Here is a 24,158-nt window from a genome sequence, read left to right as displayed (position 1 = left end):
TCAACTTCCTAAAACTTTATCAACGAGATCATCGCCAGTTTGTTTCTGGTAAATATCCCACTTGATGTACCATAAATTGCCTTTTTGTTCGGCTGGTAATTTTCCTAACTTGCATTGACGCACAATTGTTTGGCGGGCAGGGTGTGAGCCCTGATCACCATACACACGTCTGGTAAATTCAGAGATTTTAATTAGACAAGCCATTTAAGACACCTCCTTCAAACTTTGCACTAATGGATCTTCAAGTTCAGCCTTAAGTTTCTTTAACTGTTCAAGGTTGTAGCTGTATTCGCCAGATTTGGTTTTAATCTCAATAGAGACCCCAGACTCATCCAGTGCGAAGGGACCTAAATCTCCACCGAATGAATCAAAAGTTTCCTGAAGCTCTGATATTAAAACTTCGATTTGCTCAAGGCCAAAATTTAATGGATTTTCTATTTTCTCAATCATGACTTTTCACCTGCTCAAGACGAAGGCCTGCATTAATTTCTGCTTCAGTAGCAGGATCTTTAAGCTGAATAGTGACAGGGCCGTTCCGAAAATCTTTAGAAACCAACTGACCATCTAGCTGAGTGCGTTCTTTTGCTGTGAGATTTTTCCATTTAGCAATACGCCAATCACCCTTTAGAATACCAATTGGCATATCCATGCACATTGAGCCACAACTATAGCCATGGTCTTTTAGCCAGACTCTAGCTAAATCAACTGCAACAAAGTCACCAGACTGATCAAATGTAAGTTCACTCATGACTTTGCTCCTGTGCCTCTGTTAAATCTTTATATTCCGATGCGGTTAATTCACGGTATGCGAGAGCAATATCCATTGTTGAATCAATGTAATAAACATTGCCTTTTTTCATGTATGAAAGGCTTGGTCTGCACTCCTCATCGCCAAACAAGACCGCCTTTAAGTTGTTGTAGCTCACGCCAGTAAGACCGCTCATAAATTCGGAATAGAATTTCTTATTACTTTTCCGCGGGCGTAACTCATATCCAGTTTTATATTTTTCAATAGATACCTTGAATTCTCTTTCGGTGTTCAGATGAAGTGGATAAGCTTCAAACCACAAATAACTAAATTCAAGACCATGATCTAATGAGTTAAAAACATATGGCTTATCAGCAACATATTTTTTCTGCAAAGCATGTAGTTTTTCATCAAAGTCATGAATTGGTTTCATGGCTGCATCGATTTTAGCCACAGATTCTGCATCTGTTATTTCAAAATACATCTGCATTATTTTTGCTCCTGTGCTTCGATCATTGCTTGCTTGAGAATGGCGTCATAAACATCACCAGCTATTCCGCCACATACGTTGGCAGTAGTCGCAATTATCTCAGCCATATCGTCAGAGCAGTCTTTAAGCATCAAAACAAAACCTTCAGGCACCGCTTGTTTTTCTTTCCGACCAGCCTGAAATGCCTTGTTCATTTCATGCTTGATATAAGTTGCATCATCTTTTCCACATAATGCTTCTTCATATAGACCGGTCTTTTCGTGTCTCTTTTTAAACCACTCATCAAAAGCCATCACAGGGGATTTCAGCACCGCTTGGGCTTTGGCGGTGCGTTTTACACGTAACCACATCGCCCAACCAGTATTTAAAGACTCATAAGCAACCTTACGATCTTCTTCATCTGTGTTATTGACGCTTTCAGTTTTGATTTCATAATCGCCAGTATTTTCATTGAAGTGGAAAAATGGCAGAAGGTGAGAGTGAATAAATTCAGCTTCAAATAGCGGTTTTTCCAAAGCCCATCGAGCTTGTTTTTCTTTAATATCCATCACACCACCTTCAACATAATTGCCTGAGCTCGAAGGCGAAGTACAAAGTCTTTGCCATTCTTCAGCCATAATTTAAGAAACAGCTCATAACGCTTTTGCGCTGCTTCGTTCATTTTTCCAAGTTTGTCAATTTTCAAACCGGGCTTATTTGCTTTTGTAAAAGTTGCCTCACCAATGATTTTTTTGATTACGCATTGATAGCCATCGCTTGCAATAAACATGGTGAAGGCAGGAATCAATTGTTCTGGACAGATCATGAAACCACCTCACCAGATTGATTCTCTAATTCAAATTTTCGCTTTTTAATGGCATCCATTAGCTTGGGCTGAATGTCTACGTGACGACTGGCCACATCAATTTCTAAGACATCCAATGCTGTTAAATCCTCAGCAGATTGAATTTGAGACAACAGCGAAGGTGGTTCTTTAATCTCAATTGCGTCTGGTGCTAACTCATTAAGACGCTTGTGAATCGCATCAAGTAGGGGTTTGCGCTGTTCTTCTGACCACTTCTTTGTGTACCGAGTATGGGCATTTACTTCTGCAGGTGTTTTTGCATTTGACACACCATCAAGCAATTGATTCAAATGGTTTTTGTATTCATCGTCTAATGCTTTTTTTGTTGATTCTTCTTGAACCTCAAAATCAGTAAGACTATCTTCAACCACAGCAATCGGGCCCTGCGAGATGATTTCTATATTCGACTGACTTGTGGATGTCTTTTCCTCATCATCCCAAGGTAAATCAACCTCATTTTTAAATGGACTATTTACCAGCCCAAGACTCACAGCAACCAATGCTCTGGCATGAGTGATGGCATTCTCTTCATACAAATGAACTAAACCGCGCTCCAATAAAGTCAGATCAGAATCTGAATTTCTCCACTTAAACGCCTTGCTTAACTCAGTTGTTAATAGTGAAGGGCAAAAGCATTGCACGCCTTTCGCTGGAGTGTCTTTCACAGCCTCTGGAACCTGCATTGCACCTATCATCATGTAAATTACAGCGATACGAAATTCATGATCCTGATCAATAAAGACAGTTGCAGAGAAGTTGCGGATATCATCAAAATCTAAATCAGATCCAACATGGCGACATTCAATTTTTTGACCTGCTGACATTGCTGTAAATGCTTCGGTACCATTTAAAATATTCATGCTGTTTTCCCCGCTCTTTTTCCTGTAATAATTTCATCGGGTGTAGCATGGCGTATCATAATTATGCCGCATGCATTGATACCACCCATAAAGGCAACTGGATATCGCAAGTGATCCTTATCCATCATGAGGCTAATAGTAAGAACCTCATCTGTTCGATGTAAGGGGATGTATACAACCTTGTCACCAGCTTTAAAATTGGTTTGATTGGCTTTATAGGCTATGTGGTGCTTCTTAATAAGTGCCTGCATTTGCTTATAAGCCACAGCAGCTTCATTCCCATTGGGGCTTTTAGATAAAGCCTCACAATGCTTAATTTTTCTTAAAATTGAATCGCTCATACCGACACTTCCTGCTTGCCAAGTTCATCAATGTCTTGTTTCACTGCTTGAATGTTGGATAAATCAATTTGCATAAGTGAATCAATTCCCAAATGCTCACACACGGTTTTCACATCTAAACCACGCTCAGATATAAACGCCTGAAGGTCATCGCGCTGAGTTTCATTAATGCCATTGAACTCAGGTGGACTAATCCACGCATCACGCTCTTTATCGAAATTGCATTTCAAAACCTTAGAGCGGACTAACATGGCTTGGCGCATGTTTTGGTAATACATGTGCTCTTTATCCAATTTCAAGGTTTCTGTCAGCTGGTTAAGATCACCAGCATGCAGTGCTTCTTCACAGCTCTGTTTCCAGTTTTCAAAATCCTCAAGAGCCTTATTTGATGCAACCTGAGCGGGTGTTAAGGTATTGATATGGGCCTTTGCTTCAGCGATAAGATCAGCCAAGAATGTAGGATTGGTCTTTAGATCTGGCAACCATACCTCACCAGTTTCACCACCCAATCCACCTGAATTTTTAGCATGGTGGGTAGGTGATGGTTTGAAGTTGATAACGCGGGCATTCTTACCTTCGCCCGTCGTTACCGTTGTTAAGTAGCCCATGATGTCAGCAATGCGGTATAGCTCATTTCTGTTTTTACCACCTAGCTCTGGGCGGTAAATGACCTGATCACCATTTTGATCTTCAGAAGCATGGGCGATAAAAACAACATCTTTACCAAAACTCAGTAGGGTATTGATGTATTGCTTAAACTTCATGTTTGCCAAGCCTTGAGCTTTAAGTTTTAAGGCACCATCCTGTTGACGGTTATTTGCAGTTTTAAGCAAGTGAGTTTTAATAGACTCCAACATAGCGCCAACGGTATCGATCACCACTGTGTTGTATGGAGCAAGATCTTGCTCTTTGATATTTTCAATATCTGACCACTGTTGTACTGGAACCACAGCCCCGCGACGAAGTTCACCAGTACGGTGAGCACCACGGTCAAAGTCGAAAGAAATAGCCTTGTCTGCAGTAAAGCCCAAAGATGTTTTACCCACACCCGGATCTGCATAGATGTATGTGATGATTGCACTGACGTTTAATGCTTGGTCAGCTGGAATAATTGCTAAAGCCATGATATTTCCCCTAATTTAGTTAAACGTTCTGCCGAAAGCATCGGTGTTATGTTGCTTAGCGCGGTACTCACGGCATTCTTGCTTTGAGTGCCAACGATTAAAGCTATGATGTTGAGTAACTCGGGCGAGCCTGCGCTGAGGATTCACAACACCTTTAACCACTTTTTGAAATTCAGGATCATTCACAACATCGGCTGGAGCGTATTGCTTCATACCGTTTTTGATTTCCTGAACACTTAACCAGGAGAAAATAGGGGCGTTGGCTTCACGAACGTATTCATCAAAGTTTTTGGTGAAGTCAGAAGAAATACTAATGACGTACTCAGTACCATTCACGGCAACGACATAGCTGTTACGTGATTTACTGACCAAACTAGCAATCAGTTTTTCCTTTTTTGGCTCAGGCTGAGCCTTTTGGTTTAAGCCAAGGACTTCATTCACGTTGCGACGAATCCACCATTTGTTTTTAGGCAAGCCAGCTTCTTCAAGGCGATTAAGGGCACCAGTTGCATCAACAATGAAAATCACATTGTCTTTCACGCAGTAGATGGTTTTACCCATGCGAATGCGGTGATAGCCATCAGCATCAAGACCTAAGTCTTCACGGAATTCGGTGTCATACACGATAGGTTTTTTCATTAGCGTGCTCCCACATTTGAAGTTGAGAATTGCAACTGGTGTTTAACAGCCTGCGCATGCTGACGATCTACTTCATCTGAACAACTGCGAATGGTTAAAATAGGTGAGGCGATTGTGATAATCACAAGACCAATTGCCGCCAACTCTTTAAATACTGCTTTAGCTTTCGCGCCAAAAGGAGTACGCATTTCTGCTTTGGTCGGGTGCTGGTAAAGCACAGGCTTTGTATTGCTTTCGTTTTTTACGAAAGTCGGTGTATTGCTATGTGATGCGGTTTTATTCATAATTACCTCGTTGTGTTCAATTAGCCCCGTCGCCTGCAAGTGTTGGGGCTTTTTGTTGTTTACGAGATAAATATTAGCATACTAATATTAGTAGTCAATAAGTTTGCTAATATATTTATTAGTATTTTTATAAATTTAATTTTTCTATGTTTTAATAGGCAAAAGAAAACCCACACAGGGTGGGTTGGATAGGTGCTTATGAAACTAGAATCAATTTTTTATAATTCTGAAAAATAATTGTTATAATTCACCGAGTTTTATGCACATTTGTGTTTCTTTTAACTTAACTGTAAATAATTTTTATATGAATCTTAAATTTTTTGGTGCTGTTGCACTACTGTTGGGACTTATCAATCCTTTGAATGCCATGCCTTTTGATCCATTAATTGGTACTTGGAAAGTTATTGATGATCGTACAGGTTATTACGTTTCTGAAATTGTAATTCGCAAGAACTCTAAAACCCAACAATATAGTGCTGTGGTTACTAAAAACCGACAAGCACCTGGTGTGGAAAATCCTGATGCATGTGGTAAATGCCAAGGTGTATTAAAGGATCAGCCAATTTTTGGTATGGAAGTACTAAAGGGCATGGTAGCAAATAACAGTAATACTCAATTTAAGAAGGGTGTATGGCTTAGCATACAAGATGGCCAAACTTATGATATTGAAGCTCGTTTAAATGATTCTCGAGATCAGATGAAAGTTTTTGGTAAGGCAATAAATGCCAATACCACCAGTGCTATGACTTGGAAAAAATTTTAAAAAATTTAAGTTTTCTCAGATATATCTAAAGAAAACCCATCACTGGGATGGGTTGGCTTTTAAATACTAATCTTATTTTTTATATTCGGTAATGCTAATCGGTTTGTCTTTTACAAGCTCTACAATACCTTCACCACGCTTAAAGTGAATTGATACGCCTTGATCATTTGCTAAACGCACACCACTAGCTGCTACAGTTTGTTTTAAATGATGGACTCTACCAGAGTTGTCTGTCATTTCTGCCGTTTCGAAGTTATCAGATGACTTAAGTTGAATGGTTAAATCCATTGGTCCAACAAAGTTAATCACTTGAGTTTCAGCAGGAGTGCTTGGTACGCTATTTTCTTGAGGAGCGTTTTTAGCAGGGTAGGAGTTGCAGCCAGCAAGTGCTAAAGCGATAAGAGAAGCGCCAATTAAATATTTCATTTTGAATATGCCATTTATTTATAAATCATAGGTATGCATATATTAATTAGTTAAATTTATATATGAAGGCTTATTTACATTTGAATGACAGAAAAAAAGCCACCGAATTTGGGTTATTTGTCATTTTTTCTGATTATAAAATATCACTAATAAAATAGCGACAATGATCAATATCACAACAATTACATATCTTTCTATGGCTTCACCTATGGGCCTACGCAGTGTTAATTAGGGCATTCAATTTTGAAATTGTCTTTGTAGTAATTCAGTGCAATCTCTAAATCCTTCAGTAGCTTTTCTTCAGTGTAATCAGCAGGCGATAACTTTAAAAGTGCAGGCATGTAGTTTGTTTTGTACTCTTGTGGGTAATCCTTGCATAGGATCTGAATACGAGTATCTTGCGCCGTATTTGGGTCATCAAGCTGATCTAGGTATTTGCCGATAACAGCATCTGATTTTTCAAATTGCGTTTTGGTATCTTCAGCTTGCTGTTTTTGACAGCCAGTGATAGCAAGGGAAAGTAGTAGGGTGCTGAGTATTATTTTTTGCATGAGCAGTCTTGTTGTTATAGCTGAATGAATTATAGTGGGAAAACTATTTAGAAAATACAGTATTTAACTGGGGAGCTAGATTTTGTCAGCATTTCTAATAATCATAGGTTTTATTGTGACGTTTACAGGGATAATATTTGGCCCACATATATTTCAAAAACATATAAAAAATATGCAAGATGCAAAAGCTATTGGCTTTTTATGCATGCTACCAGGTGTATTCATTTTTTCTTTAGGATTTTATTTAAGATAAAAAAACCCGCCGATAGGGCGGGTTGAAAACACTAGTCTCAACATTAAAATTTAGTTTAATTAACTTAGCAGTTTTAATCACACAAAAAGCTGAATCCGTTTAAATTTTTTATTTGCCTCAATATGGCTTCTATAATATTTATCCCTATCTTCCGAATCAATAAATTCCGCAAATGTACTTGCCTCAAGAAGCTTGTAAATAAACCTCTCACCAGTCCTAAGCACCACCGTCAATAAGAAGTGCTGGTAAAGCACATGGCTGATATTGCGGGAATTAACTTCAATTGTTTGCATCAAGTTTATTTGCCATTTCCTTAATTTGTTTGCTGGGTTATAGCTCAGAACACTTTTCTAAAAATTCATCTATCCAGCCTTGTGCTGCATCAAGATTGGTTATGTCAGCCAGCTTTAGATTAGTGCCTTCTGCTTCGTTAAAGCCTTCAATAATAGCTTCAAAAATATTTGCTTCACTAATGACCTCGCGTGCCATTTCCGTGGCGTCATAGCTTTGTTTGGCTTTATTAAGTGAGGCTATTTGTTTATCAATTCCTGCGCCAATTTTATCTAGTGCCAATTTAAATTCTTGACGATTAATTGTTAGTGCAGTTTTAGATTTATTAAGTGTTGCGATCATTGCATTCCCTTTTCTTTAAGAAATTTCAATTACCCAGCGCGCCAGATCTGGCGTCCAATTACTTTGAAATTTTTTCCATTTTCTTCAGTCACAATTTTGTCGCGGTATTTTTCATTAAGACTATGAAGAATGAGTGAACCATCAGCCTCTTTAAATACCTGCTTAATCATGCCTTCTCCAGCAAAATACACTGCATAAATTTCACCATCTATAACATCTGTCTGAGCTAAATTAATTCCCACCATGTCACCATCTTTGATGAAGTCAGCCATGCTGTCACCTTTGGCCTTAATGATTTTCATAGTTTGTTCGGTGACATTTCTATCTTTCAGAAATGCGGGTGGGAAGGGAATTTTTCCATTGATAGCATCGAAGTGAAATTCAATGGATTCACCTGTACCACAAGAGAAGCTAGCCTCAACCACATCAATCCAAACAAACTGATTTTTAAGATCATCAGTGACGATTACTGGATCCAACATCTCCAGAGAATTCAATGTGTCAGCAGAACCTTCACCTGTTTGTAGCCAATACGAATCAATCCCGAGGAATCTAGCAATTGCAGGAAGGTGTGATGAGGAGTCAACCCTACCTGTCTCCAGTTGACTGTATGCGGATTGCGTAATCCCTATAGCCTCAGCTACCTCAAGCTGGGATTTGCGTGCATTTTTTCTTGCAACCTTAAGTCTATCTTTAAGCATTCGGGTAAAGCCTCATTTATATCTAATAAATATATTAGGCTACTAATAATAATTCAAATAAGAATACTTATTGACTAAGTATTAGAATACTAATATTATTCAAGTGTTACTTATATTTAAATAAGAGAATGCTAATGCAGGCCTTATACAAAGATCTCGTTAAGCACTTTGGCGGGCAGAAACTCACTGCCATCGCCTTGGGTGTTAGTCAAGCAAACATCAGTGGGTATGTGTCTGGTCGCTGGAATATGTCTGAGCTTATTGCAATGCGAGCGGAAAAAGCCACAGACGGTAAATTCAAGGCCTCTGACTTATGCCCATCCCTGAAAGAATTTCAGAAATTAACTGCCTAACCCAATTATCACTCGGCCATTGTTTTAAAGAAACGTGAAAGAAAACAAGGATTTCACAATGCAAGAAATAACCTTAAGTCGTGAAGCTCAGACGGCTATTTTTAAAATGATTAATCAGACGAAGGGGATTTCACCGAAAGAAATTGCTCAGGTTACTGGTGACTCACATAACACGATTTGCAACTACGGCAACGTGAGCATGTCTAACCATTTGCCAAGCCTTAAAAAGCTCGAAGCAATCATGATGTACACACAAAACCCTGAGGTGTTGAAGGTATGGGCGCATCAAATGGGCTATGCATTGGTGCCAGTGAATTGTGATTCAAGCAAACACCATGAGCTTTCAATTTTTGAAGCAATGATGCTTTCGAACATTACAAATGGCAAAGCGAATAAAGCGGTGTATGACGCTTATGAAGATGGTGTAGTGACGCCAGCGGAATACGAAGATATCCACCAGCTTACACAAAGTTTAATTGAGCTGATTACCGCAGTAGATCAAGCAGCACTTAAGCAAATGAAAAAGTACACATCGAATTTAGAAAAAGAAAAAGCCTGATCTAGAGAATCAGGCTTTCGTATTCAAAAAATTATATAGGCAATTCAATGAACGAACTAAATTTACCACAACCACCCACAGATGACAAACCCGACTTCTTGGTCGGTGATGTCGTTGTTTTTATTGATGACTCAATGCACGACGAGCTTATGACAGTTTCATTCGCAAGATCTCGCGGTGTACTTATGAATAATGGTGCCAAGGTCGCTCTTAATCACTCGATTCGGACAGCAAGTGTGGCGGAATTGAATGCTGGAAAGCGTTTGGGAGAGGTGGTATGAAATCAAATCAATCATTAGCGCCAATTGAGACCACCATTCCATTACTTGAGCCTGTTCGTATTTACACAGCCAAGGAATTAGCTGTTATGCGTCGTTCTCGAATGCTGGCATGTATCGAGGCCCAAGAAGCTTTTTACCTGATGGAACACACCACCAAAATGGGGGGGCAAGCAATAGAGATACGCCGTCAACTGGAAGAAGGTGTTTTGCTTATTCAGGTCAAAGAGAAGTCCAGAACGCGCTACAAGGTCAATGGCGAGTTTATCGCACCTCGAATTATCCGCCAGCTGGAAAAGCGTGGCTTAGTAAAGCTGGGAGGTGCTAAGAAATGACAGCTCTCTTAAAAAACGAGAACAATATTGTTCCGTTTGTTAAAGGAAATAAAATGGTAGACAAGTTCGAGAGGGGTTACGTGCCTTCGAGTCGTCTTTACCGTTATGAAGTACGCCCATTCTTAACCGATGCCGCTAGAAACGTGTACGCAGAGCTTGAGGATCGAATTAACGGCTTTAAAGACAAAACCACAGACCATGTTAGCTATTCTCAACTTCAAGGTGGGAAGCTGGAAGGTGCGAAAAAAATAAGTGCCATGACTGTGCGTAAAGGCCTTAAAGAGCTGATTGATTTGGGCGTTATATCTGTCGTGAGCGAGAGTAGTCGCAAAGGCAATGAGTATCAAATTAATGAAGTTTCTTTGGTTGAGCACTTCAAAAAATGTAGTACCACTACAAAATCTGTAGTACTACAAAATATGGATAGCACCACTACAGAATCTGTAGTGATAGGTACTACAAAATCTGTAGACACAATAGAATTAACCCATAGAATTACTATTATAGAATTATTAAATAATACCCTTCGGGCTAAAAATCCTTTGCAGTCTCATTTCTTTGAATACCAAGAAATCAAAAAACAGAATCTCCTTGATCAACAAAAAATGGAAGCAGAGCAGAAAGCCAAATCTGTAGCTGAGCGCAAAGAGAAAACTCGTAAATTATCTTTTGATGAAGTTATGGATTTGACCACAACCAATATCCAAAAACTCTGCTCACCAAATCTCTGGGAGCAGTTTGTCACCAATCGCTCTGAATACAAAAAAACCGCATTGACCAAAAATGCACTCAAGACCATCCATGATGAGTTTAAGGCGTGGGGAATTGAGAAATCAGATATTTCTTTGAAGACCGCAATCAAAGGTAATCACCAAGGATTATTTGAACCTCGCATTTCATTGAGCAGTAATTTTAGCAATCAAACCCAAGCATCAACTCGAATGTCTGAAATTCAAGAATTAATCGCACAAGAGGAGCAAGGCAATGCAACTTACGGCTTCTAATCAAAACCTTGGCCCAATTAACTCAGCGCAACTGGTTGGTGTTTTTAAAGCGATTGCACCACGTTCATTTGAAAAAACTTTTGATGGTGTGGCTACAGCGCAAATCAATACTGCAATGAAAATCTGTATCGATGGACTAACCCATGACCAGGTGAATTTCGGATTGTCTCAAGTTCGTGATAACGGTTTTTGTCCAGATCCTGCCATGTTCCGCAAGTGGTGCCTAGGAATCACTGGCTTTGGCACTGATCAACAGCGCTTACAGGATTCATTCAAAGGTAAGCATGCAGCATTAGCGAATATCTTGAAGTGGCGTAAGGACTCTAAACAAGACATTACCAATGCGGAAAAAGATGCGTATGACCGCTGTTATGAAATGTTTGAGGAAATTACTTGGGCGAAAAATGCAGATCGAGCGATGTATTTAGCTTATGAGGCCTTCAAGGATAATTACGCAGATGTGATTAAAGACTTTGCTGAAAAAGGGATAAAACAAACGATCTGGGATAAACCTAAAGCTGTAGAAAACAAGCCCATGGTTTTAGACACAAAACCCAATTCAATGTTGCCTGTGCAAACACCAGAGCAAAAAACATGGATAGAGAGCCGAACCAAGGAATTACAGGTTGAGGGCTTAAGTCTTCCAAAGGCCTTAATGCAAGCGGGTCGAGAGTTTAAGAGCGTGGGAGGTGTTGCATGAGTGATTTAAAAGAAATGAATCAGCGCTACATCGGGAAGATGCAGGAACAACAGGATCAGATTGCAGAGCTTAAAACTCAGCTGAATAACATGGAGCGGTGTTATATCGGGATGAAAAAAGAGCGGGATGCGTTGCAGGAGCGTATTAATTCGACATTAGGTGTATGTAATGAAAATCGTAAGTTTATTGGAAAATTTATGATCGAGTGTGAAACATTGGCCTTGATTAATGAGGTGGAAGAAGCCCTGCGAGGTGAGCATGCAACTGAATAAGAAACAGCGCGCAGAACTCAAAATGAAGTATGACGGACATTGTGCATATTGCGGATGTGAGTTGGGCGATAAGTGGCATGCAGACCATATTGAAGCGGTAGATAGGGTTTTAGCTTGGTGTCCAAAGCGAGGTGTTAAGTCTACTGGTGAAATGCATAAGCCACATCTAGACACTATTGAGAACCTTAACCCCTCATGTGTTCCATGCAATATAAACAAACACTCAATGAGCCTTGAATCATGGCGTAAATCCATTGAGCACTATCGTGATGTTCAATTGCTTAGAGATAGCACTCATGCGCGTCATTTACATCGTTTTGGCTTGATTGAGATTAAGCCTGATCCAGTGGTGTTCTTTTTCGAGAAGCGAGGTGCCAGTGACCAGCATCTCACTCGCTGAGTACAAGAAAATCAATAAACCGAAACGCAGGGCCAAGCGTCCTGCATCGGTCAAGAAAGAACGAGTGGTGAGTGAGGGTGAAGCGGTTTTATCTCAGCACCTGAAGGCACACAAAATCAGTTTTGAACAGGAGTTTCAATTTAATGCAGATCGGAAGTGGAGAGCTGATTTTCATTTAATTGGAATGGGTATTTTGATTGAGGTTGAAGGCGGGATTTGGAGTAATGGCCGTCATACACGGGGTAAAGGTTATTTAGGGGACATGGCGAAATATAACTCGGCACAGGGGTTGGGTTATCAGGTGTATCGGTACAGCACTGAACAAGTAAAAAACGGTTTAGCAATCGACGAAATTTTAAAGCGAATAGGGTGATTGGGATGAATGTAGCGGTAAAAGCACAAACAATGGATTGGTCAAAGTTTACAGCTGAAGAGTGGTTTAAGCAGTATGGGGCGTACATTCAAACCTGTCGCATGAAATCAGGGAATGAACCAGACCGCTTGGGCGTTAATCAGATTTATTGGTTGATTTGCGAGAATAACAAGGGGGTGGCACCGCGTAAGAATCAATTGATTTGCAGTATTGATGATTTTGAAGCAAATGAGGTGCGAAAACTTATCATTGATTTAAAATTTTCAAGTCGTATCTGTGATTCAGCCAAAGTGGCCGTTAATCTTTTTATTGAGAAGAATGTCCGAGGTATGTCGTTTGATCAGATGGCAAACGAGTTTATTCTCGGAAGAACTTCAATTAAGAGCATGGTTTATGCAGGTAAATTCTTCCTTTGTGGTCATGATAAGCGTTTAAAATTAAATTGAGATCAGAATCTGTTGACCGTGCGCATGGGATATGGCATATTTCTGCTATAGTGACCGAAGTGTATGTAAAGCACTAAAGTTAATTAAAAGCTCATCATCTGGTGGGTTTTTTAATGCTTTTCAATTTTTGTGTTATTATTGAAGAAGATTATTTAGGTCTGGGTATGTGGCTGATGGTTCGATTCCATCACTAGTTTACGGTTTAATTGCACTTGTATTTGGTTATGTAGTATTTAAAACAAGCAATCAATCTAATTCCCCTAATCTAAATGTGGAGGCGCCTATGAAGAGAAACCTAATCTTAACCGTTTCAAACTTTTTAAGTAATTCTGCAATTAACCTGTTTTGTACTAGCCTAGGTGGTATGCAGACCTAAGTAATCGTTTAAAAACTAATCAATTTCATAAAAACCACCCTAGGGTGGTTTTTTATTGTCTGGAGAAAAGCCATGCCCATACACTTAAGCTTGCTAATTAGCTAAAGACTGTTTAAGTAAGCGCGTATAGATCCCACGAAAGAGGATACAACCCATGCAGTTTATCGAGCATGAATAGGATATGCAGGAACCCCCAGAATCGGGAGTGATGACCCAACCCGAAATTGAATGAAAGCATTTTGCGAAGTGACCATGCCTATTTGGTTGTTAGTGAATGTGAGTAGCGTCTAGCCCCGCGAAGATTTTGGGCTCTATATGTTTCAAAAGGTGAGTACCACTTGAGGATTGGCGACCTCTTAACACATCAGTAGCCTTAAAAGCACACTACTCAATCCTGCTATGCGTTATCTGTATAGCAGGATTGTTCTATGCCAGCTGTTTTATCCCTTAACTGGTTTAAAAATGAATACAGCTGGCGCCTAGATATATGGGCCGTACGGAATAAATGTGCAATTTATTTTATGAATATAATGTGAGCAAATTGAGGCTCTCATGGCATGGTTGAAAATTAATCAAATGGACAGCAAGGATGTACATTTGTATTGGTGGTGATTTAGAGGGATGGGTAGTCAGGCTAGATAAAGCTCGATTCAATGCAAGAGAAATTCATAGAGGTAAGGCCTCTGATTACATTAAGCAAAAATATCTTATTGGTACGCGAATATTTTGTTTCTGGCGATATGCGGAAATGAGTATATTTGATACTACCAGTCGAATTGAATTGATATTGAAAAATAAGCTCAATTGATTATAACAACGAAAGCCCGGTCATTTGATCGGGCTTTTTATTACTAAGATTCTAATTATGGCGAATATGCCAGTTTTAATTAGATCGAATTCGATACCTTTAAAATCATAAGAATACATTTACCCTGCTGATGGTAACTTCATTTGTGAGGGTACCATATCGTTGAGGTCACATCTAAATGGTGGAATTACACCAAATTAAAACTTAGCTCCGGTGTAAGCTCCGGTGTAAGGAGAATCAAATGTTCCAATTTTTAAAATGCTTATTCGGCTTTCATGGTGTGACTGAAATTCATCACTGCACTGATGGTGAATTAAAGTTTTGTCGAGATTGCCTTAAGGTTAAAGAGATAACCTAGTTTCGCCGAACGTATTACGGCATATAAAACCCCGTCGCATTCTAGATGTTGGCGGGGTTTTTCTTTTCTATTCGAGGTAATCATGACAGATCGTGTACAAGCTAAAAAAGATTTGCAGTTCTGTTGTGATGAACTGAGTAAATATCAAAACTTGAGTCGAACAGGTTTAAGACATAATGAGTTAATCGCAATTGATAATGTGATGATTCGGCTGAAAGAACGTATTGCTAATTTGCGTGAAACGTTACATATCTTCTAATTATTTAATAAGTTCTTATGGGTTTTGATATAAAAGGTAAATTTTTACCATTGATAATATTACTGAAATATGTGAATGTTAAGTTTGGGTGGACACAACTTGTCTCCTATTTTTTTATTCCATAAAGGGGTTGTTACTAATGGCTAAATTAAGCTTGGAAGCTTTAAACGATATTGATGGTTTTGTAGTTGGCGCACTTGTTGAAAGTGAAAGTGGCTTAGCTTTGGCTACTATGGGATCAGGCATAGACTTAGAGCTTGCTGCAGCTGGAAATACAGAAGTAATTCGTGCTAAACGTAAAGTGGCAAAATCTTTAGGCTTGAATGATTCGATTGAGGATATTTTAATCACTTTGGGTAAGCAATATCACTTGATTCGCCCACTTGATACGAATGATTCATTATTCCTATACCTTGTTTTAGATCGTCAAAAGGCTAACTTAGCTATGGCTCGTCATGAATTAAAACGTTTTGAAAAAGAATTAGATTTTTCTTAAAATTAAAAGTGTATAAAAACCACCTTCGGGTGGTTTTTTAATGAGTTGAATAATAAGATATTGTTTTATTTATAAAAGAAGTCATTGTGAATAAAGAAAAATTATTTGAATTGTCTTTAAAAATGATAACCGAGCTCAAGCAAGAAATCATTGATAGCGATGTAATGGATTGTGGGCCCAGATTAGAATTGGTTGAGCAATGTATCTATATTTCATTTGAGCATGGTATAGGGGTTAATAGCTTACTTGTGGCTGGATTACCAACCCAAGCAATGATTTTGCTAAGGTCTCAATTTGAGGCGGTCGTTAGGGCGTACTGGCTTTTATTTATTGCTACGAACCATCAAGTATCAAAGCTAAACTTTAGTTATACCTTTGAGGAGCAGTTCGAAAGTGATACATGCCCAGCGGTGAGCGAAATGTTGGATAAGCTTAGTAATGCAGATTTAGAAGCAAAGCTAATCATAGATCACCTATGTGGTTTTAAAAAATACCATCTAAAGCAATTAAACTCCTTCGTACATACTGGTAAACAAGCCTTTACAAGAAATGTAATGGGTTTTAAAAGTGACTTGCTTTATCCGATGTTAGGGCAGTCTAACAATTTAATTACGGTAGCAGCCCAAATTATGTTGAAACACACGATTCCAGATAAGCAGTATTTAATAAACTCTTATATAGAAAAGTATCGACCTTGTTTCTACTTAGAAGAAGATGCTGATCCAGCCATGGTAGATAGGGTTGAAAAATATTACACAGATGGAAAATTAAAATAAGCCTCTCTCGGGCGGTTTTTTAATGGGCGCAATTTATGGATGTTGACAGCTATTTTTGGAAAACCAAGAAACGCCCACCTAAAACTAAGCCTCGTGCCAAACTATTACCTAAGGCAAAAGAAGCATATCTGGAAGCGGAAGAAGCCTTATTTCAAGAATTAGAAGAACACCTGATTGGCTATGAGCGCAAATTTCAATTTGAATCTACCAAAAATTGGCGATTCGATTTTCATATTGTGAAGTTGAAACTTCTTATTGAAATAGCGGGTAGCCCATGGTCGGTTGGTCGCGGTGGAAGAAAGATCGCAAACGCATTTAATAAATATGATTTAGCTGAAGATATGGGTTATAGGCATATACGCTTTGAGCCTGATCATATTGAATCGGGTTATGTCATTCAGTGGATTAAAGATCAGTTAGAGAGATTAGAGGATGGAACAGATGAGACCATTTCCACCGACAGACCTAATTGACCGAGCAGAAGAACAAGAAGCTATTCTGCTTGCGCCCGCCGTGGATTTGAAAGACTGGGTCATTAAAAACTGGTTGACGATTGGCGGTGAACTTCACAACCCAGATCATGACCACATTGCAGAACTGATTCACGATGATGAGAACTTTTTAGCGTTTGCTTGGGCTTCATCTGCATGTGTTGCCAAAAAGAGAATGGTCTTGGGTCAATGTGAAAAAGTGATGTTTAACCAAGGTGGATGGAAGAAAGCACGCCAAGAGCAACAGATGCGAGACTGGTTTGGCGCCGTACCTGTTTACCTCATTACCATTGATGCAAGTTATTGTGAAAATACGACTGACCGTGAATTTTGCCGACTCATCGAACATGAGCTGTATCACATTGGGGTAGAGCGAGATGCAGACGGTGAGCCAATCTATAGCGATAATACGGGTCTGCCTAAGCATTATCTTGCGGGCCATGATGTAGAAGTGTTCTTCGGTGAGACCAAAAGATGGGGCGCAGATGAATCAGTCAAACGCCTTATTGAAATTGCGAAGAATGCGCCGTTTGTTTCAGAAACTAATATTTCAGCGTGTTGTGGAACGTGTGTGATTAATTGAGCCTTAGGGCTCTTTTTTTTGCCTATCTTGCTTTACGTAGCTTTACAAAGGGGCATTTATGGCAACATTAAGGGAGCCTATAAAAATCTTTATAGTTCAATCTCTTGCTTGCTTTGAAACCCCTCAACAGGTAGTGGAGTCTGTAAAGCAAGAATTTAACATTGAAATATTGCGACAACAGGTAGCGCTATACGATCCAACAAAGGCAACAGGTAAGAATCTTAGTAAAAAATTAAAAGATCTTTTTACTAGAACTAGAAAAGAGTTTCAGACCAATATTCATGACATTCCTTTGGCAAATAAGGCTGTTCGTCTTACTGAATTACAGAAAATGTATAACGGCCTTACTGGCAATCGTGTCATGAAAACCAAACTGATAAAGCAAATTAAAGATGAAATGCAGGGTTACGAAATACAATTGCTAGATGCTCAGTTAAAGCAACTTGAAATTGACAAGATTAAAAACGGTGATGGTGAGGGGGCAGATGATCCGACTCCAGTCAAAGTGACCATTCAGGTCGTAGATGCGAGTAAAGAAAATGCCGAACATCAATCCGACCCTGAATGTACCTCAGGCTAATTTCTTACAGCTAGAAAATAAGTTTCGTGCATTTGTTGCTGGTTTTGGATCAGGAAAGACGTGGGTAGGTTGTTCAAGCCTATGCGATAAATCTTGGGAATTTCCTAAGGTACCATTAGGTTACTTTGCACCAACCTATCCACAGATTCGGGATATCTTCTTTCCGACTATTGATGAGGTGGCATTTGACTGGGGATTAAAGACCAAGATTTATGAATCAAATAAAGAAGTGGATATCTACTATGGTCGTCAGTATCGAAGCACAATTATTTGTCGATCGATGGAAAAGCCTCAAACGATTGTAGGTTTTAAGATTGGACATGCTTTGATTGATGAGTTGGATGTTATGCCAACGGTTAAGGCCCAGCAAGCATGGCGGAAAATTATCGCTCGTATGCGTGTGAAACATCCCGGTCTTATAAATGGTATTGATGTTGCAACTACACCTGAGGGATTTAAGTTCACACATCAGCAGTTTGTAAAAGAGGCGAATTTAACCCCTGCAAAGCGTGCGCTGTATGGAATGATTCAGGCTTCTACTTATGACAATGAAGCCAATTTACCCGATGATTATATTTCATCGTTATATGAATCCTACCCACCTCAGTTGATTTCAGCGTATTTGCGTGGGCAGTTTGTCAATTTAACCAGTGGTGCTGTATATCCAGACTTTGATCGAAAACTAAATCATACCGATGAAGAAATTAAATCAGGTGAACATTTGATCATCGGGATGGACTTCAACGTCTTAAAAATGGCTGCCGTGGTTTATGTTATTCGTGAGGGTAAGCCATTGGCGTTAGATGAAATGGTTGGTGTACGTGATACACCGACGATGGCCACATTACTTATTGAGCGTTTTCCATTTCATGAAATGACGGTAATACCAGATGCCGCAGGGCAATCGACTTCATCAAAAAATAGTAGTGAGTCGGATCATCAAATTTTACGTGATAAAGGATTTACAGTTGAAGTTGATGGAATAAACCCAGCCATTAAAGATCGTATCAATGCGGTGAATGCACTCATTCTAAATGGTGATAATGAACGTACGCTATTGGTGAATACGAATAAATGTCCACGTTTTACTGAAACCTTAGAGCAACAGGTTTACGACGATTTTGGTATGCCAGATAAGAAATCTGGGCTTGATCACGTTGGTGATGCCGGTGGTTACCCATTAGCTAAGCGTTTCCCAATTATTAAACCAGTCACCCGACTCGATATCCCTATTTTTGGAAGAAGAAGATGAAAGGCATTACATCTAAACATGCTGATTATCTCAAGCACATCGATCTTTGGACAAAAGTAGATGATGTTTGTGAAGGTCAGAAAGCAGTTAAGGCAAAGGGTAAAACCTATTTACCCGTTCCTATTACTTTTGGGGATGGGGATAAGGATCGGTATGAAGAGTATTTAGATCGTGCTGTATTTTATGGTGTGACTGGACGAACTTTGAATAGTCATGTTGGATCTGCATTTAATAAGCTGCCTGATTTTAAGCGTCCAGATGATTTGGAATATCTAGATCGAAACGCAGATGGTTCAGGTCGAAGTATTTATCAAGCATCACAGCACTCACTGCGACTTATTTCAAAGCATTATCGCTGTGGTGTTTATGTAGATTATCCACAAGTTGCACCTTCTCGAAACCGTGCTGAGGACAAGTTAAAAAATGCTTTCCCGATGATTCATATTTTGAAAGCAGCTTCGGTTGAAGACTGGGACCATATTATTGTCGGTAATCAGAAAAAGACTTCGTTTGTGAAGATTCGAGAATCTGTAGCTACTCGAAGTGCTGATGGCTTTGGTCGTGAAATTAAAGATCAATATCGTGTATTGCGTTTAGAAGAAAATGAAACTGGTCATGTGTATACAGTCCAAATCCACACGCAGAATGAAAAGGGCGAATGGATTGAAGGGACTAAATATACTCCTACCGATTATCACGGTAAAACATGGTCCTATATTCCATTCACATTTTGTGGTGCTGTAGACAATACGGATGAGATTGGAAACGCGCCTTTATTGGAGCTTGCTGATATCAATCTTGCACATTATCGAAATAGTGCCGATGTTGAAGAATCGGGCTTTGTAGTTGGTCAACCGATCATCTCAATGCCAGCAGTCACAACCGAGCAATATAAAATTATCCAAAAAGATGGCTTGGCTATTGGTGGTCGTTCTGGGTTCCCGACAAAGGTTGAGATTGTTCAGGCGAAAGAAAATAATCTTGCTAAAACGCTCATGACTGATAAATGGGCACAGATGAAAGAGATGGGTGCTCGACTTATTGAGGTTGGATCGGCAAATAAGACTGCGACTCAAGCCGATAATGAAGACTCTGTACAACATTCGGTTTTATCGCTCGCCGTATCGAATATCAGTGAAGCATTTCAAATGGCTTTGCGATGGTGTGCGAAGTTTTCATTGCCAAATCATGATTTAAGTCCTGATGAACTGAACTATGTCATCTCCCAAGACTTCAACAAGCCTAAATTCAGTGAGGAACGTGCTAAGCGTCTTTATGAGGCGTGTGTGGGTGGTAACCTGCCTTGGGTGGTCTGGTATCAGTATGAACAGACTGGCATCTTCTCAGAGGAAAAATGGGAAGAAATTGAGAAGAAAATAGAACAGCGGAATGATGGTGGTCTTGAATAATTCATGTACAATTATTGAGCGAGAAGGGGGAGCGCCTAAATCAGATTATCAACCTATTGGTTTTCTGCAATTCACTCAAATTATTTGCCGAGGTATAAAATGACTTTGCCAGAACAAATAAAACAAGCATATTTTGATTACATAGATCAAAACCATTCAGTGCCAAACTACCTATCAGTAAGCGCTAACACTCATAAAAGCTTACTGAGTGAACAAAGTGATTTTATTAAAACTATCCCAATGGATACAGGTATGGTGGATATGAAGTTTTTAGGATACGAGGTTGGAGTTTCAACTCGTGACGACACGCCGTTTACATGGAAAATGAACTAATTTAGCCCTCCTAGTGAGGGTTTTTTAATGAGCTAAATTTATGAACGTATCAGCGCAAAAAGCCTTACTTGATGCGCTGATTCAACATCAGGCATATCTATATCGTGCATCCTCTCAGAACGTCAATGATCTGATCAAGGTCTTTGATAAGTTATCCAATGAGCAACTGCTTAAATTAAGCGAGCTGTTTGAAGATCTAACTGATTCAGAGCGTAAAGCCTTACAAGGTCTTAACTTTTCAAGTAGAGCAAAAGCCAGTCGGAATATTGAAGAAATTAAAACCACTTTAAACGAGTGGTTTTCCTCATTAAGTACAGAGCTACCTACAATATTTGAGCAGTCTGCTATTGCTTTGGCAGTTTATGAGGCTGGTTATACCGTCACTTTGATGGGCAAGACACTTAAAACTGATGGTGAAAAGCTATATCAGAAAGCCAAAAAGGCGCCTTTCTCCGGTGGCCAGTTGGTTGATTATCTCTTTGCTGATATTGCTGCCAGTTTGCGTAAGAAAGTGGAATACGTCATTCGTGATGGATTTTCACAAGGTCAGACTAATCAGCAGATTATCAATCGAATTAAAGGGCGAAAGTCGCTTGATTATAAGGATGGATTGCTCCAGTCAGAACGTTATGTCATTGAGCGTCAGGTAAGAACCGCACGCAGTCACGTATCCAATGCCGCATATATTGATGTGTATAAGGCGCTTGGTTATGAGTATGTAAAAGTTGTGGCCACACTGGATGGTCGTACATGTAAATACTGTGCTTCAATTGATGGCAAGGTTTATCACATTGATGATCCGACTAGACCACGCTTTCCAGTGCATCCGCACAACCGCACAACATATGTTGGTTGTGACAAGGATGGAAACATTGCAGGTCAACGACCATTTGTAATGGATGAGCGAAAAGTTAAGGATATTCCCAAAGAAGAGCGTAATCACCTTATTGGGCAGTTGGATGCCAATACATCATTCAAGGAGTTCTTTGAACAATCGGATGAGTTCTTTAAAAAGACTTGGCTTGGTAAGTCAAAGTACGAACTTTATAAAAAGGGCGAGTACAGTATTGATAAGTTTGCCGATCCATTAAATAAGCGTGGTTATACGTTGGCTGAGCTTAGGGCTTTGGATAAAAAGACGTTTGAGGCGGTAGGGTTGTGATTTTTATGATAAATTAATCCAACATAAAATCATTTAAAATATTCTTTATGGAAAATTTGTTTAAAGCAATTCTAGATATTTTTAGAACACACAATATTTTACTTTATGTCGTTTGTATTGTAGCCGGCTTACTCTCTTACAATGTAATGGGGGTAGCTGATCTAACAGGCTATAATGAAATTAAAGCAGAGTACAAAAACTATATCGGTCTTATATTTCTAGTTTCAGCCATCACAATAATAGTACTTTGTATTAAGTCCATAATTACTTTCTTCCATAATGTATTTGTAAGTAGTAGAGATCAAAAAAGGCTAGCAAAACTAATTGATGTGAAGATTACCAATCTAACAAATCAAGAAAAAGCAGTTTTACTTCAATTTTTCATTCAACAATCCGAGACTATTTGGCTGCCATTTAGGGGGCAAGAAGTTGTAGAGTTACTTAACGCAGGGATTTTATCCTTAGCAAGTAATACTGCAAGAATGACGAGAGCGGGTGAAGCAGCAATGCTAAAGCTACCAAACGAAATGATGCAAAAATTAGCTCAAACGTACCCCGATATATACTCCAATAAATATAAAAAGGAATTACTTGATGAGCTTATATATAACCACACACCAGAGAGTGTACGTGTTGTTAATGAAAACAGAAATTTATTCGGGTATTAAGAATATCTAAATTATTAAAGATAGAATTTTTTATACAAATCAAATTCAAACTTAGGCCCGAAGGGGTCTTTTTTATGTGAGAAGAAAATGGTTAAAGAGCCAAAAGAAATAGGTTTAGAGCGAACAGTATGGCTTTTTGAACATGAGGTTTTAGAGGAACTTGAAAAAACCAATCTCGAAGATCATCACAAGGTTCTTGAATTCAATAAATTTTCTATGGAATACGAAATTAGGCCTAAATTCAATAATGGTCGAGCTGATGCAATTGTAATGCGTAATACTGCAAATCATTGGTTTAAAATATGGTTTGCCGCATTTGCTGCATGTACAGCAGATCACAACAAATTTAAAGCCAAATAACCAAATCTAAATAGAGCACCCAACCGGGTGCTTTTTTATTGCCTGCTGAAAGCGGATGCGGACAGCGTAACGAGCGGATGCTCATTTTAGAAATAGGGTCGGATGACTTATGAAACTTAAAACAGTAACCATCGAAGGTAAAACGTATGCAGAAGTGGATGGTGATAAACCTATCTATATTCATGACGATGGCAAAGAGGCACCACACGATGCAGCACACACGGTTGCTACGATTTCACGCCTGAATGGTGAGGCTAAAACTCATCGTGAAGCCAAAGAACAACTGGAAACAAAGCTTAAGGGTTTTGACGGTATCGAAGACCCAGCAGCAGCCAAAAAAGCTTTAGAAACTTTGAAAAACTTCGATGACAAAAAACTGGTGGATGCTGGTGAAATCGAAAAAGTAAAAGCTGAAGCAATCAAAGCGATTGAAGATAAATATGCTCCGATTGTTCAAGAGCGTGATGCTTTCCAGACCCAACTGCATAACGAACTTATTGGTGGTGGCTTCGCTCGTTCTAAGTACATTCAAGACAATATCGCTGTACCCGCAGACATGATCCAAGCCCAGTTCGGGAAAAACTTCCAAATCGAAAATGGCAAAGTCGTGGCCGTTGGTGCGGATGGTCAAAAAATCTATTCACGCACTCGCCCAGGTGAAGTCGCTGACTTTGACGAAGCCTTGGAATCTCTGGTTGGTGGATACCAACACAAAGATTCGATTTTAAAAGGTGGTCAAGGTTCGGGTGGTGGATTCCAAGGTGGTGGTCAAAATTCTGGACTTAAACGTGGTGATATGACCGCGAAGGATAAAGCTGATTACTTAAAAAACCATGGCCAAGAATCATATTTAAAACTTCCAAAATAAGG

Annotated in this window: 40 protein-coding genes; 24 read left to right on the top strand and 16 right to left on the bottom strand. The window is 39.3% G+C overall.

The window, feature by feature from the left end:
* The 11 genes from BBP83_RS09825 to BBP83_RS09775 are packed head-to-tail and all read right to left on the bottom strand — an operon-like array spanning nucleotide 1 to nucleotide 5,330.
* Nucleotides 1-204: a hypothetical protein gene (locus BBP83_RS09825; RefSeq protein ID WP_068887997.1), complete on the bottom strand. Its 204-nt coding sequence runs from the start codon at nucleotides 202-204 to the stop codon at nucleotides 1-3.
* Nucleotides 205-450 (bottom strand): hypothetical protein, encoded by a 246-nt coding sequence (locus BBP83_RS09820; RefSeq protein WP_068887995.1) that lies wholly within the window; start codon nucleotides 448-450, stop codon nucleotides 205-207. It lies immediately after the preceding gene.
* Nucleotides 443-748 (bottom strand): hypothetical protein, encoded by a 306-nt coding sequence (locus tag BBP83_RS09815; RefSeq protein ID WP_068887993.1) that lies wholly within the window; start codon nucleotides 746-748, stop codon nucleotides 443-445. The genes BBP83_RS09820 and BBP83_RS09815 overlap by 8 nt, the downstream gene beginning before the upstream one ends.
* Nucleotides 741-1,238: a hypothetical protein gene (locus BBP83_RS09810; RefSeq protein ID WP_068887991.1), complete on the bottom strand. Its 498-nt coding sequence runs from the start codon at nucleotides 1,236-1,238 to the stop codon at nucleotides 741-743. Before BBP83_RS09810 ends, BBP83_RS09815 begins: the two co-directional genes overlap by 8 nt.
* Entirely contained in the window at nucleotides 1,238-1,786 is a 549-nt protein-coding gene (locus BBP83_RS15510; RefSeq protein ID WP_245669737.1) for a hypothetical protein, read from the bottom strand. Before BBP83_RS15510 ends, BBP83_RS09810 begins: the two co-directional genes overlap by 1 nt.
* Nucleotides 1,786-2,043: a hypothetical protein gene (locus tag BBP83_RS09800; protein ID WP_068887989.1), complete on the bottom strand. Its 258-nt coding sequence runs from the start codon at nucleotides 2,041-2,043 to the stop codon at nucleotides 1,786-1,788. Before BBP83_RS09800 ends, BBP83_RS15510 begins: the two co-directional genes overlap by 1 nt.
* A complete protein-coding gene (locus BBP83_RS09795) occupies nucleotides 2,040-2,942 on the bottom strand; it encodes a hypothetical protein (RefSeq protein ID WP_068887987.1) in 903 nt (300 codons plus the stop codon). Before BBP83_RS09795 ends, BBP83_RS09800 begins: the two co-directional genes overlap by 4 nt.
* Complete coding sequence (locus BBP83_RS09790; RefSeq protein ID WP_068887985.1) at nucleotides 2,939-3,283, bottom strand: DUF2786 domain-containing protein; 345 nt, start codon at nucleotides 3,281-3,283, stop codon at nucleotides 2,939-2,941. The genes BBP83_RS09795 and BBP83_RS09790 overlap by 4 nt, the downstream gene beginning before the upstream one ends.
* Nucleotides 3,280-4,407, bottom strand: coding sequence for an ATP-binding protein (locus BBP83_RS09785; RefSeq protein ID WP_068887983.1), 1,128 nt, complete (start codon nucleotides 4,405-4,407; stop codon nucleotides 3,280-3,282). Before BBP83_RS09785 ends, BBP83_RS09790 begins: the two co-directional genes overlap by 4 nt.
* 15 nt (nucleotides 4,408-4,422) lie before the next feature.
* Nucleotides 4,423-5,046, bottom strand: coding sequence for a hypothetical protein (locus tag BBP83_RS09780; RefSeq protein WP_068887981.1), 624 nt, complete (start codon nucleotides 5,044-5,046; stop codon nucleotides 4,423-4,425).
* The gene (locus BBP83_RS09775; protein ID WP_068887978.1) at nucleotides 5,046-5,330 is read right to left on the bottom strand and encodes a hypothetical protein; all 285 of its coding nucleotides are present in this window, start codon (nucleotides 5,328-5,330) and stop codon (nucleotides 5,046-5,048) included. Before BBP83_RS09775 ends, BBP83_RS09780 begins: the two co-directional genes overlap by 1 nt.
* A gap of 304 nt (nucleotides 5,331-5,634) precedes the next feature.
* Here BBP83_RS09775 and BBP83_RS09770 point away from each other — a divergent pair, with 304 nt between their 5' ends.
* Entirely contained in the window at nucleotides 5,635-6,093 is a 459-nt protein-coding gene (locus BBP83_RS09770; RefSeq protein ID WP_068888579.1) for a DUF2147 domain-containing protein, read from the top strand.
* Between the two features lie 72 nt (nucleotides 6,094-6,165).
* Here the strand turns inward: BBP83_RS09770 and BBP83_RS09765 are convergent, their stop codons facing one another.
* The 5 genes from BBP83_RS09765 to BBP83_RS09745 form a co-directional block, all read right to left on the bottom strand.
* Nucleotides 6,166-6,519 (bottom strand): hypothetical protein, encoded by a 354-nt coding sequence (locus BBP83_RS09765; RefSeq protein ID WP_068887976.1) that lies wholly within the window; start codon nucleotides 6,517-6,519, stop codon nucleotides 6,166-6,168.
* 224 nt (nucleotides 6,520-6,743) lie between these two features.
* On the bottom strand, nucleotides 6,744-7,070 hold the full coding sequence (locus BBP83_RS09760; protein WP_068887974.1) for a hypothetical protein: 327 nt from the start codon (nucleotides 7,068-7,070) through the stop codon (nucleotides 6,744-6,746).
* A 330-nt stretch (nucleotides 7,071-7,400) separates the two neighbouring features.
* Entirely contained in the window at nucleotides 7,401-7,616 is a 216-nt protein-coding gene (locus tag BBP83_RS09755) for a KTSC domain-containing protein (RefSeq protein ID WP_068887972.1), read from the bottom strand.
* A gap of 37 nt (nucleotides 7,617-7,653) precedes the next feature.
* Entirely contained in the window at nucleotides 7,654-7,956 is a 303-nt protein-coding gene (locus BBP83_RS09750) for a hypothetical protein (protein WP_068887970.1), read from the bottom strand.
* 29 nt (nucleotides 7,957-7,985) lie between these two features.
* Entirely contained in the window at nucleotides 7,986-8,657 is a 672-nt protein-coding gene (locus tag BBP83_RS09745) for an XRE family transcriptional regulator (protein ID WP_068887968.1), read from the bottom strand.
* A 134-nt stretch (nucleotides 8,658-8,791) separates the two neighbouring features.
* Here BBP83_RS09745 and BBP83_RS09740 point away from each other — a divergent pair, with 134 nt between their 5' ends.
* From BBP83_RS09740 to BBP83_RS09630, 23 genes are all read left to right on the top strand, one after another.
* Nucleotides 8,792-9,010 (top strand): helix-turn-helix domain-containing protein, encoded by a 219-nt coding sequence (locus tag BBP83_RS09740; RefSeq protein WP_068887966.1) that lies wholly within the window; start codon nucleotides 8,792-8,794, stop codon nucleotides 9,008-9,010.
* A gap of 58 nt (nucleotides 9,011-9,068) precedes the next feature.
* Entirely contained in the window at nucleotides 9,069-9,569 is a 501-nt protein-coding gene (locus tag BBP83_RS09735; RefSeq protein WP_068887964.1) for a phage regulatory CII family protein, read from the top strand.
* Nucleotides 9,570-9,616: 47 nt separating this feature from the next.
* Complete coding sequence (locus BBP83_RS09730) at nucleotides 9,617-9,850, top strand: hypothetical protein (RefSeq protein WP_068887962.1); 234 nt, start codon at nucleotides 9,617-9,619, stop codon at nucleotides 9,848-9,850.
* On the top strand, nucleotides 9,847-10,182 hold the full coding sequence (locus BBP83_RS09725) for a hypothetical protein (RefSeq protein WP_068887961.1): 336 nt from the start codon (nucleotides 9,847-9,849) through the stop codon (nucleotides 10,180-10,182). The genes BBP83_RS09730 and BBP83_RS09725 overlap by 4 nt, the downstream gene beginning before the upstream one ends.
* Nucleotides 10,179-11,186 carry a hypothetical protein gene (locus BBP83_RS09720; RefSeq protein WP_068887957.1) on the top strand — a complete coding sequence of 336 codons (1,008 nt, stop codon included), beginning with the start codon at nucleotides 10,179-10,181 and terminating at the stop codon, nucleotides 11,184-11,186. The genes BBP83_RS09725 and BBP83_RS09720 overlap by 4 nt, the downstream gene beginning before the upstream one ends.
* Nucleotides 11,167-11,886, top strand: a complete 720-nt coding sequence (locus BBP83_RS09715; RefSeq protein ID WP_068887955.1) for a hypothetical protein — start codon at nucleotides 11,167-11,169, stop codon at nucleotides 11,884-11,886. Before BBP83_RS09720 ends, BBP83_RS09715 begins: the two co-directional genes overlap by 20 nt.
* A complete protein-coding gene (locus BBP83_RS09710) occupies nucleotides 11,883-12,158 on the top strand; it encodes a hypothetical protein (protein ID WP_068887953.1) in 276 nt (91 codons plus the stop codon). Before BBP83_RS09715 ends, BBP83_RS09710 begins: the two co-directional genes overlap by 4 nt.
* Nucleotides 12,145-12,558, top strand: a complete 414-nt coding sequence (locus tag BBP83_RS09705) for an HNH endonuclease (protein WP_068887951.1) — start codon at nucleotides 12,145-12,147, stop codon at nucleotides 12,556-12,558. Before BBP83_RS09710 ends, BBP83_RS09705 begins: the two co-directional genes overlap by 14 nt.
* Entirely contained in the window at nucleotides 12,536-12,931 is a 396-nt protein-coding gene (locus BBP83_RS09700; protein WP_068887949.1) for a hypothetical protein, read from the top strand. The genes BBP83_RS09705 and BBP83_RS09700 overlap by 23 nt, the downstream gene beginning before the upstream one ends.
* Before the next feature lie 5 nt (nucleotides 12,932-12,936).
* Nucleotides 12,937-13,377: a hypothetical protein gene (locus tag BBP83_RS09695; RefSeq protein ID WP_068887946.1), complete on the top strand. Its 441-nt coding sequence runs from the start codon at nucleotides 12,937-12,939 to the stop codon at nucleotides 13,375-13,377.
* A 1,624-nt stretch (nucleotides 13,378-15,001) separates the two neighbouring features.
* Entirely contained in the window at nucleotides 15,002-15,178 is a 177-nt protein-coding gene (locus tag BBP83_RS15305) for a hypothetical protein (protein WP_171258084.1), read from the top strand.
* A 139-nt stretch (nucleotides 15,179-15,317) separates the two neighbouring features.
* Nucleotides 15,318-15,674 (top strand): roadblock/LC7 domain-containing protein, encoded by a 357-nt coding sequence (locus BBP83_RS09685; protein ID WP_068887943.1) that lies wholly within the window; start codon nucleotides 15,318-15,320, stop codon nucleotides 15,672-15,674.
* 86 nt (nucleotides 15,675-15,760) lie between these two features.
* Complete coding sequence (locus BBP83_RS15300; protein WP_171258083.1) at nucleotides 15,761-16,450, top strand: DUF6988 family protein; 690 nt, start codon at nucleotides 15,761-15,763, stop codon at nucleotides 16,448-16,450.
* A 35-nt stretch (nucleotides 16,451-16,485) separates the two neighbouring features.
* Nucleotides 16,486-16,923 carry a hypothetical protein gene (locus BBP83_RS09675; protein WP_068887941.1) on the top strand — a complete coding sequence of 146 codons (438 nt, stop codon included), beginning with the start codon at nucleotides 16,486-16,488 and terminating at the stop codon, nucleotides 16,921-16,923.
* On the top strand, nucleotides 16,883-17,524 hold the full coding sequence (locus tag BBP83_RS09670) for a putative metallopeptidase (RefSeq protein ID WP_068887939.1): 642 nt from the start codon (nucleotides 16,883-16,885) through the stop codon (nucleotides 17,522-17,524). The genes BBP83_RS09675 and BBP83_RS09670 overlap by 41 nt, the downstream gene beginning before the upstream one ends.
* 58 nt (nucleotides 17,525-17,582) lie before the next feature.
* Nucleotides 17,583-18,104 (top strand): DUF2280 domain-containing protein, encoded by a 522-nt coding sequence (locus BBP83_RS09665; RefSeq protein ID WP_068887937.1) that lies wholly within the window; start codon nucleotides 17,583-17,585, stop codon nucleotides 18,102-18,104.
* The gene (locus tag BBP83_RS09660) at nucleotides 18,064-19,356 is read left to right on the top strand and encodes a terminase large subunit domain-containing protein (protein ID WP_068887934.1); all 1,293 of its coding nucleotides are present in this window, start codon (nucleotides 18,064-18,066) and stop codon (nucleotides 19,354-19,356) included. The genes BBP83_RS09665 and BBP83_RS09660 overlap by 41 nt, the downstream gene beginning before the upstream one ends.
* Nucleotides 19,353-20,765, top strand: coding sequence for a DUF4055 domain-containing protein (locus BBP83_RS09655; protein ID WP_068887932.1), 1,413 nt, complete (start codon nucleotides 19,353-19,355; stop codon nucleotides 20,763-20,765). The genes BBP83_RS09660 and BBP83_RS09655 overlap by 4 nt, the downstream gene beginning before the upstream one ends.
* Before the next feature lie 99 nt (nucleotides 20,766-20,864).
* Nucleotides 20,865-21,098: a hypothetical protein gene (locus BBP83_RS09650; protein WP_068887930.1), complete on the top strand. Its 234-nt coding sequence runs from the start codon at nucleotides 20,865-20,867 to the stop codon at nucleotides 21,096-21,098.
* Nucleotides 21,099-21,138: 40 nt separating this feature from the next.
* Nucleotides 21,139-22,260: a minor capsid protein gene (locus BBP83_RS09645; RefSeq protein WP_068887928.1), complete on the top strand. Its 1,122-nt coding sequence runs from the start codon at nucleotides 21,139-21,141 to the stop codon at nucleotides 22,258-22,260.
* Between the two features lie 47 nt (nucleotides 22,261-22,307).
* Entirely contained in the window at nucleotides 22,308-22,928 is a 621-nt protein-coding gene (locus tag BBP83_RS09640; RefSeq protein ID WP_068887926.1) for a super-infection exclusion protein B, read from the top strand.
* Nucleotides 22,929-23,015: 87 nt separating this feature from the next.
* Nucleotides 23,016-23,288, top strand: a complete 273-nt coding sequence (locus BBP83_RS09635; RefSeq protein WP_068887924.1) for a hypothetical protein — start codon at nucleotides 23,016-23,018, stop codon at nucleotides 23,286-23,288.
* A gap of 109 nt (nucleotides 23,289-23,397) precedes the next feature.
* A complete protein-coding gene (locus tag BBP83_RS09630) occupies nucleotides 23,398-24,156 on the top strand; it encodes a DUF6651 domain-containing protein (protein ID WP_068887923.1) in 759 nt (252 codons plus the stop codon).
* Nucleotides 24,157-24,158 lie beyond the last annotated feature (2 nt).

The organism is Acinetobacter celticus (assembly GCF_001707755.1).
GTDB lineage: Bacteria > Pseudomonadota > Gammaproteobacteria > Pseudomonadales > Moraxellaceae > Acinetobacter > Acinetobacter celticus.
Note: the sequence above shows the minus strand (reverse complement) of the source record. Positions and strands in the feature narration are given on the sequence as shown.

Excerpts from the sequence above, each read along its gene's own strand:
- BBP83_RS09750 (WP_068887970.1), bottom strand. The coding sequence starts at position 7,956 with ATGATCGCAACACTTAATAAATCTAAAACTGCACTAACAATTAATCGT.
- BBP83_RS09760 (WP_068887974.1), bottom strand. The coding sequence starts at position 7,070 with ATGCAAAAAATAATACTCAGCACCCTACTACTTTCCCTTGCTATCACT.
- BBP83_RS09815 (WP_068887993.1), bottom strand. The coding sequence starts at position 748 with ATGAGTGAACTTACATTTGATCAGTCTGGTGACTTTGTTGCAGTTGAT.
- BBP83_RS09695 (WP_068887946.1), top strand. The coding sequence starts at position 12,937 with ATGAATGTAGCGGTAAAAGCACAAACAATGGATTGGTCAAAGTTTACA.
- BBP83_RS09635 (WP_068887924.1), top strand. The coding sequence starts at position 23,016 with ATGGTTAAAGAGCCAAAAGAAATAGGTTTAGAGCGAACAGTATGGCTT.
- BBP83_RS09640 (WP_068887926.1), top strand. The coding sequence starts at position 22,308 with ATGGAAAATTTGTTTAAAGCAATTCTAGATATTTTTAGAACACACAAT.
- BBP83_RS09785 (WP_068887983.1), bottom strand. The coding sequence starts at position 4,407 with ATGGCTTTAGCAATTATTCCAGCTGACCAAGCATTAAACGTCAGTGCA.
- BBP83_RS09755 (WP_068887972.1), bottom strand. The coding sequence starts at position 7,616 with ATGCAAACAATTGAAGTTAATTCCCGCAATATCAGCCATGTGCTTTAC.
- BBP83_RS09725 (WP_068887961.1), top strand. The coding sequence starts at position 9,847 with ATGAAATCAAATCAATCATTAGCGCCAATTGAGACCACCATTCCATTA.
- BBP83_RS09780 (WP_068887981.1), bottom strand. The coding sequence starts at position 5,046 with ATGAAAAAACCTATCGTGTATGACACCGAATTCCGTGAAGACTTAGGT.
- BBP83_RS09730 (WP_068887962.1), top strand. The coding sequence starts at position 9,617 with ATGAACGAACTAAATTTACCACAACCACCCACAGATGACAAACCCGAC.
- BBP83_RS15510 (WP_245669737.1), bottom strand. The coding sequence starts at position 1,786 with ATGGATATTAAAGAAAAACAAGCTCGATGGGCTTTGGAAAAACCGCTA.
- BBP83_RS09710 (WP_068887953.1), top strand. The coding sequence starts at position 11,883 with ATGAGTGATTTAAAAGAAATGAATCAGCGCTACATCGGGAAGATGCAG.
- BBP83_RS09745 (WP_068887968.1), bottom strand. The coding sequence starts at position 8,657 with ATGCTTAAAGATAGACTTAAGGTTGCAAGAAAAAATGCACGCAAATCC.
- BBP83_RS09660 (WP_068887934.1), top strand. The coding sequence starts at position 18,064 with ATGCCGAACATCAATCCGACCCTGAATGTACCTCAGGCTAATTTCTTA.
- BBP83_RS09720 (WP_068887957.1), top strand. The coding sequence starts at position 10,179 with ATGACAGCTCTCTTAAAAAACGAGAACAATATTGTTCCGTTTGTTAAA.
- BBP83_RS09790 (WP_068887985.1), bottom strand. The coding sequence starts at position 3,283 with ATGAGCGATTCAATTTTAAGAAAAATTAAGCATTGTGAGGCTTTATCT.
- BBP83_RS09705 (WP_068887951.1), top strand. The coding sequence starts at position 12,145 with ATGCAACTGAATAAGAAACAGCGCGCAGAACTCAAAATGAAGTATGAC.
- BBP83_RS09765 (WP_068887976.1), bottom strand. The coding sequence starts at position 6,519 with ATGAAATATTTAATTGGCGCTTCTCTTATCGCTTTAGCACTTGCTGGC.
- BBP83_RS09735 (WP_068887964.1), top strand. The coding sequence starts at position 9,069 with ATGCAAGAAATAACCTTAAGTCGTGAAGCTCAGACGGCTATTTTTAAA.
- BBP83_RS09825 (WP_068887997.1), bottom strand. The coding sequence starts at position 204 with ATGGCTTGTCTAATTAAAATCTCTGAATTTACCAGACGTGTGTATGGT.
- BBP83_RS09795 (WP_068887987.1), bottom strand. The coding sequence starts at position 2,942 with ATGAATATTTTAAATGGTACCGAAGCATTTACAGCAATGTCAGCAGGT.
- BBP83_RS09675 (WP_068887941.1), top strand. The coding sequence starts at position 16,486 with ATGGATGTTGACAGCTATTTTTGGAAAACCAAGAAACGCCCACCTAAA.
- BBP83_RS15305 (WP_171258084.1), top strand. The coding sequence starts at position 15,002 with ATGACAGATCGTGTACAAGCTAAAAAAGATTTGCAGTTCTGTTGTGAT.
- BBP83_RS09685 (WP_068887943.1), top strand. The coding sequence starts at position 15,318 with ATGGCTAAATTAAGCTTGGAAGCTTTAAACGATATTGATGGTTTTGTA.
- BBP83_RS09810 (WP_068887991.1), bottom strand. The coding sequence starts at position 1,238 with ATGCAGATGTATTTTGAAATAACAGATGCAGAATCTGTGGCTAAAATC.
- BBP83_RS09655 (WP_068887932.1), top strand. The coding sequence starts at position 19,353 with ATGAAAGGCATTACATCTAAACATGCTGATTATCTCAAGCACATCGAT.
- BBP83_RS09820 (WP_068887995.1), bottom strand. The coding sequence starts at position 450 with ATGATTGAGAAAATAGAAAATCCATTAAATTTTGGCCTTGAGCAAATC.
- BBP83_RS09650 (WP_068887930.1), top strand. The coding sequence starts at position 20,865 with ATGACTTTGCCAGAACAAATAAAACAAGCATATTTTGATTACATAGAT.
- BBP83_RS09645 (WP_068887928.1), top strand. The coding sequence starts at position 21,139 with ATGAACGTATCAGCGCAAAAAGCCTTACTTGATGCGCTGATTCAACAT.
- BBP83_RS09670 (WP_068887939.1), top strand. The coding sequence starts at position 16,883 with ATGGAACAGATGAGACCATTTCCACCGACAGACCTAATTGACCGAGCA.
- BBP83_RS09665 (WP_068887937.1), top strand. The coding sequence starts at position 17,583 with ATGGCAACATTAAGGGAGCCTATAAAAATCTTTATAGTTCAATCTCTT.
- BBP83_RS09800 (WP_068887989.1), bottom strand. The coding sequence starts at position 2,043 with ATGATCTGTCCAGAACAATTGATTCCTGCCTTCACCATGTTTATTGCA.
- BBP83_RS09775 (WP_068887978.1), bottom strand. The coding sequence starts at position 5,330 with ATGAATAAAACCGCATCACATAGCAATACACCGACTTTCGTAAAAAAC.
- BBP83_RS09770 (WP_068888579.1), top strand. The coding sequence starts at position 5,635 with ATGAATCTTAAATTTTTTGGTGCTGTTGCACTACTGTTGGGACTTATC.
- BBP83_RS09740 (WP_068887966.1), top strand. The coding sequence starts at position 8,792 with ATGCAGGCCTTATACAAAGATCTCGTTAAGCACTTTGGCGGGCAGAAA.
- BBP83_RS09715 (WP_068887955.1), top strand. The coding sequence starts at position 11,167 with ATGCAACTTACGGCTTCTAATCAAAACCTTGGCCCAATTAACTCAGCG.
- BBP83_RS09630 (WP_068887923.1), top strand. The coding sequence starts at position 23,398 with ATGAAACTTAAAACAGTAACCATCGAAGGTAAAACGTATGCAGAAGTG.